This is a genomic window from Pandoraea cepalis (genome assembly GCF_902459625.1).
Classification (GTDB): domain Bacteria; phylum Pseudomonadota; class Gammaproteobacteria; order Burkholderiales; family Burkholderiaceae; genus Pandoraea; species Pandoraea cepalis.
On the sequence record NZ_CABPRY010000003.1, the window covers coordinates 393,339 to 406,281 of the forward strand.

The 12,943-nt window shown below is 65.6% G+C and carries 6 protein-coding genes; all 6 read left to right on the plus strand.

Annotation, left to right across the window (positions count from 1 at the left end; all coding sequences use genetic code 11):
* Positions 1-404: 404 nt before the first annotated feature.
* Complete coding sequence (gene bcsB, locus PCE31107_RS09850) at positions 405-2,639, plus strand: cellulose biosynthesis cyclic di-GMP-binding regulatory protein BcsB (protein WP_174966608.1); 2,235 nt, start codon at positions 405-407, stop codon at positions 2,637-2,639.
* The gene (gene bcsZ / locus PCE31107_RS09855; protein WP_150608087.1) at positions 2,640-3,863 is read left to right on the plus strand and encodes a cellulose synthase complex periplasmic endoglucanase BcsZ; all 1,224 of its coding nucleotides are present in this window, start codon (positions 2,640-2,642) and stop codon (positions 3,861-3,863) included.
* Entirely contained in the window at positions 3,836-7,702 is a 3,867-nt protein-coding gene (locus PCE31107_RS09860; protein WP_150608089.1) for a cellulose synthase subunit BcsC-related outer membrane protein, read from the plus strand. The genes bcsZ and PCE31107_RS09860 overlap by 28 nt, the downstream gene beginning before the upstream one ends.
* Positions 7,703-7,782: 80 nt before the next feature.
* Positions 7,783-8,553 carry a cellulose synthase operon protein YhjQ/BcsQ gene (locus PCE31107_RS09865; protein WP_150608091.1) on the plus strand — a complete coding sequence of 257 codons (771 nt, stop codon included), beginning with the start codon at positions 7,783-7,785 and terminating at the stop codon, positions 8,551-8,553.
* Positions 8,550-11,207 carry a UDP-forming cellulose synthase catalytic subunit gene (bcsA, locus tag PCE31107_RS09870; protein WP_150608093.1) on the plus strand — a complete coding sequence of 886 codons (2,658 nt, stop codon included), beginning with the start codon at positions 8,550-8,552 and terminating at the stop codon, positions 11,205-11,207. Before PCE31107_RS09865 ends, bcsA begins: the two co-directional genes overlap by 4 nt.
* Positions 11,208-11,240: 33 nt before the next feature.
* Positions 11,241-12,866, plus strand: coding sequence for a cellulose biosynthesis protein BcsG (gene bcsG / locus PCE31107_RS09875; protein ID WP_130026083.1), 1,626 nt, complete (start codon positions 11,241-11,243; stop codon positions 12,864-12,866).
* Positions 12,867-12,943: the final 77 nt, after the last annotated feature.

The window sequence follows — 12,943 nt, forward strand, 5'->3', positions numbered from 1 at the left end:
CCTCGAAGGCAGGGCAATTTCGCAGCCGGCCGGTCAGCCGGTGCACCGGGCCTTCAGTGACCGAAGCCCAAGGTTCGCTTGATTCCTTTTACTCAGGCAGGCTAGCATGGTGCATCTACCGCTGTCAGACACGCATGCTGTGCAGTTCCCTCAGGACACCGGCAACCTTAGGATTGCCGGACAACGACGTGGTGAGACGTCGGGTCCTTCGGGCCAGCCTCATGTGAGAGCGGCAATAATGCAGCACAAGAACAGATGAGGCATCGCATATGCAGCTTCGAGCGTCTTGGTCGCGTTACAAAAAGATCTATGCCATCTGTCTGCTAGCTGCCACAGCGATGGACCTTGCGGGCACGCGGCTGGCGATAGCGGCACCGGCGGAAAGCCGGGCTGCAAAGGCGCCGATGGCGCTGCCGACAGGCGCCGTCGCCGTGCTGGGCGCAGCGTCGGGCGCCGCGGCATCGCCCGACCCGTCAGGTACCACCGTGGCGCTCGCCGCGGCATCGGCCGGTACCCGCCAGCGCACCGTCACGTTTGCCCAGTTGGGCCAGACCGATGGCCTGCGATTGCGGGGCACCGAAGGATCGGGCGACGTCAACTTCGGAATACGACTCGATCAGACGGTCGCCTCGGCGCTGTTGCGGCTGCGCTACACCTATTCGCCCGCACTGATTCCCGATCTCTCGCAACTCAAGATATATCTGAACGACGAGCTGGTTGCCACGCTGCCGTTCAACAAGCAGGACGGCGGCAAGAACCTCGTGCGCGAGATTGCACTCGACCCCCGCTTGCTCTCGGGCTTCAACCGCGTGCGGCTGGTGCTGATCGGGCATTACACGATGGAGTGCGAGGATCCGATGCACTCCAGTCTATGGGCGGATATCAGTCCGCAGAGCGAGATCGTCACGAGCACGCAGGCGCTCACGCTGCGCAATGATCTGGCCTTGCTGCCCGCGCCGTTCTTCGACCGTCACGACAACCGCGACCAGACCCTTCCGTTCGTCTTCGGTGCGCCGCCGTCGCTCGCCGTGGTGCATGCCGCCGGGGTGGTCGCGACGTGGGCGGGCGCCATCGGCGACTATCGTCGTACGCGTTTCCCGGTCAGCGTGAAGACGTTGCCGTCGAAGCACGCCGTCGTGTTCGTCACGAACGACACGATGCTCCCGGGACTCGATTTGCCGAAGGTCGATGCCCCGACACTGCGCATGATGTCGAATCCGGACGATCCGTCGCTCAAATTGCTGGTTCTGCAGGGACGCGACGCCAAGGATCTGGAGACGGCCGCGCTCGCGCTCGTCTCGGGACGCGCCGCATTGTCGGGCGACGCCATGCGCATCGACGCGCTCACGCCGATGCCACCGCGCGCGGCGTACGATGCGCCGCGCTGGGTGCGCACCGACCGCCCCGTGAAGTTCGGCGAACTGGTCGACAATCCGAGCGACTTGCAAGCGAGCGGCTACATGCCGTGGCCGATTCGCCTCCGGCTCAATCTTCCCGCCGATCTGCTCACGTGGCAGAACACGGGCGTGCCGATGGACCTGAAGTATCGCTACACGCCGCCGGCGAAGCCCGACGATTCGTCGATGAGCGTGTCGATCAACGATCAGTTCGTGCGCGCCTATCGTCTTCGCGCCTCGGGGGCCAGTATCGACAAGAGCCACATGCTCGTGGAGTTGCTCTCGGACGGCACCTTGGCCGATCGCAAGGAAGTGCGCATCCCCGCGTTCCAGGTGGCGTCGCGCAATTCGCTGTCGTTTCAGTTCGCGATGGAACCGCACAAGGACGGGATGTGCAGTCAGTCGATCACCCACGCGGCACGTTCGGCCATCGATGCCGATTCGACCATCGATTTCAGCGGCCTGCCGCACTACGCCGAGATGCCGAACCTGAGCTTCTTCGTCGGCAGCGGATTCCCCTTCACGAAGTACGCCGATCTTGCGCAGACGGCCGTCGTGATGTCAAAGACGCCGGACACGGCAGAGCTGGAAACCGTCTTCTCGACGCTCGGCCAGTTCGGCCGGTCGACCGGTGTCTATGCCGATCGCTTTGAAGTGCTCGACACAACGCAGACCGACCGCTTCAAGGATCGCGACCTCTTGATGGTTGGCGGCAAGGAGGTGGCCGACCTTCTGGTCAAGTGGGGCAAGAATCTGCCGCTGATCATCGACCAGACGCGTCGGGTCATGACGGCTCAGCCACAGGCCTCGCAGGGCGATGGGGCGATAGGCTCGGCGCTCGCGGCAAGCCCTGTCGGGCCGGCGCGCATGGACGCCTTGTCCAAGGGGCCGCTCGCCGCACTCATCGGCTTCGAGTCGCCGGTGACCCGCTCGCGCTCGGTGGTCGCGATCAATGCGTCGAGCGACGATGCCTTGCTCGGCGTGGTCAATGCTATTGACGACAACGCCCGACGGGCGGAGATCCATGGCGATCTGGCGGTGTTCAGCGGCGAGCGGGCCGATTCGTTCCGCCTTGGCCAGCGCTACTTCGTGGGCGATGTGAGCTGGTGGACCCGCATTCGCTTTCACCTTTCAAGCCATCCAATTCTGGTGGGGCTGGTCGCACTGCTTGCGGCGTTCGCCATTGCGCTCAAGTGCTTCGGTTGGTTGCAGCGGCGTGCTGCGCGTCGTCTGGAGCAGTAAATGACCCGCGCCGACGCTTCGGGCCGACGCCGTCGTGTCGTGCTGCGTGCGTTCGCCGCATGCGGTGCGTTGCCGGTGCTCGGCGGATTGACACGCATTGCGCACAGCGCACCGGCGAATGCTGCGTCCGCGCCGGCCGCGACCGGGCGAACGTGTGCCCCGGTCGACTGGCCTGACTGGACGCGCTTCAAGGCGGGCTTTTTGAGCGACGACGGGCGCGTGATCGATCGCAGCATGGAGGATCAGCGCACGGTGTCGGAAGGCCAGGCCTACGCGCTGACCTTCGCGCTGATGGCCAACGATCGCGCCACGTTCGACAAGGTGCTCGACTGGACGGTCAACAATCTGGCGCAGGGCGATTTGACCGCTCACCTGCCCGCATGGCTCTGGGGCAAGAAGGACGACGGGCAATGGGGCGTGCTCGACCGCAACCCGGCGAGCGACGCCGATATGTGGATCGCCTACGCGCTGGGCGAGGCAGGGCGATTGTGGAACGTGCGGCGGTATACCGCGCTGGGCGCCCTCGTTGCACGCCGCATTGTGTCGGAGGAGACGGATGTCGTGCCCGGTCTCGGGCGCACGCTGTTGCCGGCGCCGGTCGGCTTTCATCCTGCGAAGGATCTGTGGCGGCTCAATCCCAGCTATGTGCCGATGCAAGTAGTGCGCTATCTGGCTGGGCGCTTTCCCGAAAGCGGCTGGGCCCAACTGATCCCGTCATCGCTCAAGCAAATCACGCTGACGGCGCCACCGCTGGGATTCGCCCCGGAATGGGCGATGTACCGTGCGGGCCGCGGTTTCGAGATCGATCCGGACACGAAGGGAGAGGGCAGCTACAACGCAATTCGTGTCTATCTATGGGCCGGCATGCTCGCGCCCGGCAGCGATGACTTTCACGCATTGATGCACACCTTCGGGGGCATGCTGAAGTTTGTCTCGACTCATGGTGCGCCGCCCGAACGGGTCAACACGCGCGACGGCACCGCCGCTCAGCCCGGCGGGTCCGGTTTTTCGGCGGCCCTTGTGCCGCTGCTTCAGGCGGTGGGCGATACCGCGCAAGCGCAGGCGCAAGTGACGCGTGCGCGCGCGCTCGAGGCGCAATCGGCGCCCGGCTACTACAGCTCGGTGCTCTCGTTGTTCGGTCTCGGCTGGCGCGATGGGCGCTTCCGTTTCGCCGCCGACGGCATGTTGCAGGTGCCATGGGAGGCGACTTGCGCAACACGGTGATTCGCTCCGCGTGTCTGACCTGTGTGCTGATGGCCGCCGGTGTTGTCCCCGCGCGCGCCGCGACCAGCCCGGGCGAGGGCGGCAAGCCGGATGTCGTGGCCGCCAATCGCGATGTGAGCCGTCTGCTCGCGAGCGCCACGCTCTGGCACGCCCGTCATCGCAACGATCTTGCTCGCGCCGCGCTGGAAAAGGCGCTGCTCGTGCAACCGGAGCAACCTGACGTGCTGTCGCTGCTCGGCCAGATCGAGATTGAAGAGAATCACCCACAGCAAGCAAACAAGGCCTTGCAGACGTTGCAGGCGCGCTATCCGAACGCGCCCGCCACCAAAGCGCTGGCCGACGTGATTCGCGTGAACACCGTCGACAGATCCCGCATGGCGCGCGCACGATTGCTCCAGCGCAGCGGACAGGCCGACGCGGCCTTCGCGCAATACCAGGCCCTCTTTCCCGACGGTCCGCCCAGTGGCGATCTTGGCGTCGAGTACTACCGGGCACAAGCCAATGCCACCCACGGCTGGCCCGCGGCGCAACGAGGGTTGGCAGCACTTGCGAAGGACTCGCCTGGCGATTCGCGCGCGTCGCAATCGCTCGCCGAGTTGATGATCGACCGTCCGGCGAGTCGTTTGGCGGGCACGCGCATGGTGGCGGCACTCGCCGCGCGTCCGGACGCCGACCTGAACGCCTTGCTGCCGCTCTGGCAGAAAGGACTGTCGCGGGCGGACGGCGATCTGGCCTGGCTGCCCCTCTATCAGCGCTATCTCGCGCTCTCGCCGAACGATACCGAGATCCGCGCGGCCTACGACAAGCTCAATGCACAACAGGCCGCCCGAACGCGTATGCTCAACGACCCCGCCTATCAGGCGAGGCAGGCTGGCATCAAGGCGCTCGATGAGGGGCGGCTGAGCGACGCGCAGACGTCGCTCGACGCGGCGCGCGCCAAGCGTCCCAACGACGGCGAATTGCTCGGCGCGCTGGGGCTGCTCAAGATGCGTCAAGGCGATCACAAGGCGGCACAGGCGCTGTTTTCACAGGCGCTGCGCAAGGATCCGGGAAACGCGAACAAGTGGCGTGGGTTGCTCCAGACGTCGCGCTTCTGGGGCACGATGAGCGAGGCGCGCGAGGCGCGCGACGCCGGTCATTTGGCCGAGGCCGATCGGCTCGCGCGCAGCGCCCTGGCCAGCGACCCGCGCAATCCCGACGGTCTGGCATTGCTGGGCGAGATTGCGCTCGACGACAAGCGCGACGACGATGCCGAGCGGCTCTTCCAGCAGGCGCTGACGATCGAACCTGATAACGACACGGCGTTGCGTGGCCTGATTACCTTGTATTCGCGTCAGCAGCGCCGTGCCGAACTGGCGACCCTGCTCGGCGATCTGCGGAGACGCTTCCCGCAGGACAAAGCGCGCTTCGACAAGGCCGAGGCCGCCGCCTTGTCAGACGATGCCGAGCGCGCGATCGCACAGGGTCACAACGGTCCGGCGCTCGCGGCCCTGGAGCGCGCCGTCGCGCTTGACGCGGGCAATGCCTGGACCCGCTACGCGCTGGCCAGTCTCTACCGGAAGCTGCGCTTGCCGCAGCTCGGGCGCGACGTGATGGCCGAAGGCCTGCGCCAACCGCTCCCGCCCGACGACCGCGCGCAGATGTTGTACGCACAGGCGCTCTACTTGAACGTCATCGACGACGAAGCCGGGGCTCGCGCCGCGCTCGCGCAGATCCCGGCCACGAACGTCACGCCGTCGATCCGGCGCCTGCAGACAACGCTTGCGATTCGCGACACAGCGCGTCTGGCACGGGAGGCGCACGCGGCCGGCGACGACGCGCAGAGCGAGCGACGCTATGCCGATGCCTTGGCAATGGCCGGGGACGACCCGGAACTGATCGGTGAAGTCGCGCGCGCCCGCGTGGCGGCAGGACAGCCCGAGCCGGGGCTGGCGCTCATGCGCAACTGGCTCGCGGCACACGCCGACAAGCCGCAGCCCGATGCACAACTGCGCTACGCGGAATTGCTCGACACGGCGCAACGCGACGCGGAACTCGGCACATTCCTGGCGACCATCGATCCAGCTACACTCGGAGCGGATCAGCGTGCCGAACGGCGCGATTTGCAGGATCATCTCGCCCTGCGCGAGGCCGACCGTGCGCGGGCGCTGGGCGACTTCACGACCGCGCGCGCGAAGCTCGATCCATTGCTCTCGCGTGACCCGCCCGACCAACGCGCGCTGTCGACGCTCGGCGATCTGTACTTCGACGAGCGCCGCTTCGACGACGCGCGCAAGATCGCGCAAACGCAGCTTCGCCGGGATCCGAACGATCAGGACGCGCGCCTGTCGCTCGTGCGCGTGCTCTACGAGATGCAGGACGACGCGGCGGCCAACCGCGAACTTGATCGCGCACTGGCCGAGGCGCCGCACGACGACGTTTGGACACAGCTCGCCGCTGTGCGACGGCTCACGGCCATGCAGCGCTTCGACGAGGCCATCGCACTCAACGACACGCTGCGCACGCAATTCCCCGATACGCCCGCCGTGACCGTGCAGCGCGGGCGCATCGCACAGTCGCAGCGTCATTACCAAGAGGCGAAGGGATGGTACGACCAGGCGCGCAAGGAGGAAATCGTACAGGGCGCACTACCGGGCTACGACGGCATGACGTCGGCCGAGTCGGCCATCGACTCGCTGGAAGCGCGCCGTAACAGCTATGTCGCGGCGGGTTACGAAATCGACGAGAAGAAGGGCGACGGCGGCATCTCGATGTTCAACGCCCGCGCCGTACCGGTGTACGGCCAGTACGCGGTTGGTTACGACGGCCACGTGTTTGCCCAGACGGATTACGTCAGTGCGGACTCCGGCGACTTGCCGCTCAATGGCACCTCGGAGTTCGGCACATTGCCGCTGCTCAATGTGCCGGCGTTCCGGGCCGCCAATCCTGGCGTGCAAGGCGACTACGGCACGAAACGTCAGAAGGCGCACGGGCAGGCGCTCATGCTCGGCTATCAGAACGACTGGATTCGGGCAGACATCGGCCATACGCCGGTGGGCTTTCCCATTTCCTATGTGACAGGTGGTGTGCGTCTGTTCGGCAACGTCGGCCGCTACGACTACTGGGTCGACGCGTCGCGCCGACCAATGACGGGCAGCATGGTGTCATACGCCGGAGCGTCCCTGCCGTTGCCCGAAATCTTCGGCGATGGCAAATGGGGCGGTGTGCGGCGAGATGCGCTCACGTTCCACGCGTCGCGCGACTTCCTGAGGTGGGGTATTTTTGGCGAAGCGAGCGTGGCGCGACTGACCGGGGAGAATGTGCTCAACAACTCGGAGGTATCAGCGCGCGCCGGTGTCGACCTGCCGCTCATCTACCGGCGCGACATGCGCATGAACACCGGCCTCACAGTGTTCTTCGACAGCTTTGCGCAGAACGAGCGGTTCTACACCTATGGCCATGGCGGGTATTACAGCCCGCAAACCTATGTCTCGCTGACGCTGCCGCTGGAATGGTACGGCCGCATGCAACGCTGGTCGTATTACCTGCGCGGATCGGTATCCGTCTCGCAAAGTCAGGAGAAAGCGATGCCGTACTTCCCGACGGACGGTGCGCTGCAATCGGCCAGCGGCAACTTGACGTACGGCTCGGGCGGTGGATTCGGCGTGGGGTTCTCGCTTCTCGGGCGTGCCGAATACTGGGTCAACCGCCATTGGGTGATCGGCGCTCAGGCGCAGTTCGAGCGTTCGGACTATTACGCGCCGAATCGCTTCCTCGTCTACCTGCGCTATCACTTCGACGCCCGCCGTGGTGATGTGCCGATGCCGCCGTCGCCGGTACGCCCGATCTGGAGTTACTGACCCATGTGCGCTCGCGTCGCTTTTGCCTTTGCCGCCGTTGTGTCCGACATCTCCGATGCCTGGGCCGGGAAGGGGGCCACATGCTGACACTCATTGCCGTTGTTTCCAGCGCCGGTGGCGCGGGGCGCAGTACGGTGACGGCCCATCTGGCCGCAGAACTCGCGCAGGCATCGCATCCGGTCGCCGTGCTCGAACTCGACGCACAAAACAGCATCGGTGCGCTGCTCGGATTGCGCGAGACGTGCGCGGCAGGCGTGCTGTCGCCGAGCGTTGCGCCGGACGGCTGGCATAGTGTGCTGCGCGAGACGCCAGCGCACGTGCCGCTGCTGCCTGCCGGTCGCAGCGAGGCGGCGAGTCAGAGCGCCATCGGCCAATGGCTGCGCCAGGACGCCGGCGGGCTGCGTCGTCATCTAGACGCGATGGGTTTGCCCGAGGGCACGCGCGTCCTCATGGACACGCAGCGCTTGCCCGATGCCATCGCCCAGGCCGCCCTGGCGGTGGCCGACCTCGTCCTTGGCGTGGTGCCCGTGACGACGACCGGCTATGTCACGCAGCCGGACCTGATCGCGGCATGCGCGGGCCGCGCGCGGATGGTGCCGAACTTCGCTGCCGCCAATTCTGCGCTCAACAACGATCTCCTCCATCTGATCCAGTCGCGCGCGGGCGACGCCAGTGTGCCGTTGCGCATTCACCGTGATGACGCGATCGGCACGGTGGCGGCCAGCGGCCAGACCCTGGCCATGGGAGGACAGGGCTCGCAGGCTGCACTCGATCTCGCCCATTTGGCCGCGTGGCTGCTACGCGCCACGTCGCCGATTGATGCCGCGACCGGCACCGGGGGCAGCGCATGATAAGCGACGCACTGGGCTCCCTCTACCAGCTCGGCCGCGAGATTCTGGTGGTGCGTCTCGCGGTGCCGCCGCGCGCGGACGGACGCCCGCCAAGTTTTCTGCAATGGACGCTTGCGGCGACCTTGCGTTCGCCAGGTCATCGACGCTGGGTCACGCAGGTCGGCGACCATGCGGTGACGCGCCTGGCGATGCGACTTGAGGTGAATCGGTTGGATCAATGGCGCGACTGGTGGTTGCGTCTCCTGTTTCCGCCGCCTCGCGCCGGACGCACCGATTATCCCGCGCGCGCACTGGCTTGGATCAACGCACGTGTCACGCATCGGCTCGACGTCCCGGTCGATGCGAGCGTCGGGCAGATGATGCAGGCACTGGTGTGGCGCCGGGCCGATCGGCGCCCGGCATTCCCACCGTACGTTGGCTGGCTGGCGCTCCGGGACAACAACGAACGCGTGCGACTGTGGCTGGTGCAGACGCTCTTCGGCATTCCGCCCGACACGCCCGCGCAACTCGCCCATCGCTTCGACGCGCAACTCGAGCGTGTGATGCAGTGGCGTGTCACATCGGCCGTTGTCGCGCTGCTCGGCATGATCGGCGTGTTCTGGATCGTCACGACACCGTTCGCGCCGTTCGAGCAGTTGCTGTTTTCTATCTGCACGCTAACGCTGGCGTTAGTATTCCGCCGGCTCGACAGTCAGTATTCGGTGCTTGTGCTGATCGGCTTGTCGTTGATCTCCACGATCCGCTACGTATGGTGGCGTCTCACGCAATCGCTGGCGTTCGACACGTTGCCCGAGGCAGTGGTCGGCTACACGCTCGTGGCCGCCGAGATGTACACGTGGATGATCCTGCTGTTTGGCTACATCCAGACGGTCTGGCCGTTACAGCGCCGCATCACGCCGCTGCCGCCGGACACGCGTGAGTGGCCCAGTGTCGACATCTATATTCCCACGTACAACGAGGGCCTCGACGTGGTGCGCCCGACGGTGTATGCCGCCTGCGGGATCGACTGGCCACCCGAGAAGCTCAATATCTACCTGCTCGACGACGGACGCCGCGACGAGATGCGTGAATTCGCTGCGCTCGCGGGCGTGCACTACATGACGCGTCCCGACAATCGGCATGCCAAGGCGGGCAACATCAACCATGCGCTGGGCAAGACACAGGGCGAGTTCGTCGCCATTTTCGACTGCGATCACATTCCCGTGCGCTCGTTCCTGCAGACGACGATGGGTGCCTTCCTCAAGGACCCGCGCTGCTCGCTCGTGCAAACCCCGCACCACTTTTTCTCCGACGATCCGTTCGAGCGCAACCTCGCCACGCGCGGGGCGGTGCCCAACGAAGGGCGACTGTTCTACGGGATCGTGCAGGACGGCAACGACTTCTGGAATGCCTCGTTCTTCTGCGGCTCCTGCGCCGTATTGCGACGTACCGCACTCGACGAAGTCGGGGGTGTCGCCGTCGAGACGGTGACGGAAGACGCCCACACGGCGCTCAAGATGCACCGTCGCGGCTGGAACACCGTGTACCTGAAAGTGGTGCAGGCGGCGGGACTTGCGACCGAGTCGCTCTCCGGTCACGTGGGCCAGCGCATTCGCTGGGCACGCGGCATGGCGCAGATCTTCCGCGTCGACAACCCGCTCTTCGGACGCGGATTGAAGTTCGGACAGCGGATCTGCTACGCGAACGGCATGCTGCATTTCTTCTACGGCATTCCGCGCATCATCTTCTTGCTCGCACCGATCGCCTATCTGTTTTTCGGATTGCATATCGTGCAGGCGGCGGCCCTGAGCATCTGCGCCTATGTGTTACCGCACATTGCACACGCGAATATCGCCAACTCTCGCATCCAGGGCAAGTATCGCCATTCGTTCTGGTCAGATGTCTATGAAGCCGTGCTGGCGTGGTACGTGGCGTTACCCACGACGGTGGCGTTCATCAACCCGCGTTACGGCAAATTCAACGTGACGGCCAAAGGCGGCCTGATCGAACAGAGCTTCTTCGACTGGAATATCTCGAAGCCTTACCTGGTGCTGCTCGGGTTCAACGTCCTGGCCTTCCTCGCGGGCGTCTTGCGCTACTTCTACGGGCCGGCGCATGAGATGGGCGCGTTGATCTTCAACGTGGGGTGGGTGACGTTCAATCTGGCGGTGCTGGGCGCGGCGGTGGCGGTAGCGACCGAGGTGCGGCAGGTGCGCCGCACGCACCGGGTGTCAATGCGCATGCCCGCCACGCTGTATCTGCCGGACGGGCGCGCGATGGCGTGCTACACGCGCGACTTCTCGGGCGGTGGTCTGGCGCTGCAACTGCCCGTGCCCCTCGCGTTGCGCGAGGGCACCGAGGCGCAGGTCGCACTCGCGCGCGGCGCCACGGAGTATGGTTTTCCGGTGCGCGTGGTCGGGGTGCGCGGGCAGGCGCTGTTTCTCTCGTTCATGCCGCTCACGGTGGCGCAGGACAAACATCTTGTGCAATTCACGTTCGGCCGTGCCGACGCCTGGCGCGACTGGGATGTCGAGCGCACGCGCGACGAACCGATCAAGGCGCTCTTCGAGATGCTCGCGATGGGGCTGCGCGGTTATCAGGTGCTGGCGAATTACTTGCTGGGCAAACTCGTGACGCGCTGGCAGGATCGCCTGCGCAGCGCACGCCAGACGTAAGCCGGACAACACCGGCACTCAGGGACGCATACGATGGGCATCTGGAACCTCTATTTCATCCTGAAGCTGCTGCTCCTGTGGGCCGGCATCATCGGCTTTCACGTGCTGCCGAACTTCCTCTTCGCGGTGCTGCTCGCGATCCGGCTGCGCCCGCGCTGGGCGCGCATCGGGCGACAGGTGATCGCTCTGCCGGCCGGCGCGGCGCTGCTCTATTACGATTCGAACCTGCCGCCGTTCGCCCGTTTCGTCGAGCAGTTGCCGGCGCTGCTGCAATTCCGGTTCTCGTACCTGATCGAGCTGCTCGGACGCTTCGTGCCGACGCAATTCTGGCTGCTGCTCGCGATCCTGACGCTCGTCTACTGGATCGTGAACCGCTGGGTTCGCGTGACGACCTTCGTGATGCTCGCGCTCGTGATCGTGCCCCTCGTGCTGCGCTTTGGCGCGCTCGGGCCGGTCGCGCCGGTAGTCGCGGCGCAGGGCGATACCCCGGCCGCGCAGCCAGCGGGAGAGGGCGCAGCGACCGCCGGCGTGAACGAATTCGTGTCGGGTGACGGCGAGGTGCCGTTGGCCGCGAGTCCGGATGCCGCACTCGATGGCTTCTACTCCCGCGAACTGACGCGCGCCGTCGCGATGCCCGCGCAGACCGGGGCCGGCCCGGACTTCGACATCATCTTCCTGCACATCTGTTCGCTCGCGCAGGACGATCTCGACGTCGACAATCTCGCCAACCTGCCGCTGCTCTCGCGCTTCGATTTCGTCTTCAAGAACTTCAACTCCGCGGCGAGCTATAGCGGCCCGGCCGCCATTCGTGTGCTGCGCGCCGGCTGCGGCCAGCCGACGCACAAGGCACTGTACGATCCGGCCGGCCCGCAATGCTACGTGATGAGTGACCTGAAGCAGCTCGGCTTTACGCCGTCGCTCGCAATGAACCACGACGGGCATTTCGACAACTTCATGCAGGAGGTTCAGCAGAACTTCGGCATGCAGGGCATCACGCCGTTCGATAACACGCGCACGCGTGTGGCCATGCGCTCGTTCGACGAAACCCCGGTCCGCTCGGATGGCGACGTGCTGCAAACGTGGTGGCAGCAGCGTATGGCCATGCCCGACAAGCGCGTCGCACTCTACTACAACACGATCTCGCTGCACGACGGCAACCGTCTCGAAGGCTCGCGACTGCCCAGCGCGCAGAGCTATCCGATACGGGTGAAGGCGATGTTCGACGATTTTGGTCAGTTCATCGACACCATTGCCCGGTCGGGCCGCAAGGCGGTGGTGGTGTTCGTGCCTGAGCACGGCGCGGCGCTGCGGGGCAGCAAGCTGCAGGTCTCGGGCATGCGCGAGGTGCCGCTGCCGCAGATCACGCATGTGCCGGTGGCGGTGAAGCTCGTGGGCTTCGGCAACGGGGCGGGGGCGAGCCACGGCACGCCCATCACGATTTCCACACCCACGAGCTATCTGGCGCTGATGACACTGGTTTCGCATCTCATCGCGAACAATCCGTTCGCGGGAACGCCCGATCTGGCGTCATACGCGGCTGATTTACCGCAGACGGCCTTCGTGTCGGCGAACGAGCAGACCACCGTGATGAAGTACGGCGGCAAGCAGCTCATTCGAGGCACGGACGGTGTCTGGGTGGACCTCAAATCGATGGAGTGACGCGCCGACCCTGCGCGAGTCCTCGCCGGATCCGCACGCGAATGCGTGTTCGGGCTTGCGCACGCGTTTTCCCGGAA

Coding starts and splice junctions, on each gene's coding strand:
- bcsG (WP_130026083.1), top strand. CDS start 11,241: ATGGGCATCTGGAACCTCTATTTCATCCTGAAGCTGCTGCTCCTGTGG.
- bcsA (WP_150608093.1), top strand. CDS start 8,550: ATGATAAGCGACGCACTGGGCTCCCTCTACCAGCTCGGCCGCGAGATT.
- PCE31107_RS09860 (WP_150608089.1), top strand. CDS start 3,836: ATGGGAGGCGACTTGCGCAACACGGTGATTCGCTCCGCGTGTCTGACC.
- bcsB (WP_174966608.1), top strand. CDS start 405: ATGGCGCTGCCGACAGGCGCCGTCGCCGTGCTGGGCGCAGCGTCGGGC.
- PCE31107_RS09865 (WP_150608091.1), top strand. CDS start 7,783: ATGCTGACACTCATTGCCGTTGTTTCCAGCGCCGGTGGCGCGGGGCGC.
- bcsZ (WP_150608087.1), top strand. CDS start 2,640: ATGACCCGCGCCGACGCTTCGGGCCGACGCCGTCGTGTCGTGCTGCGT.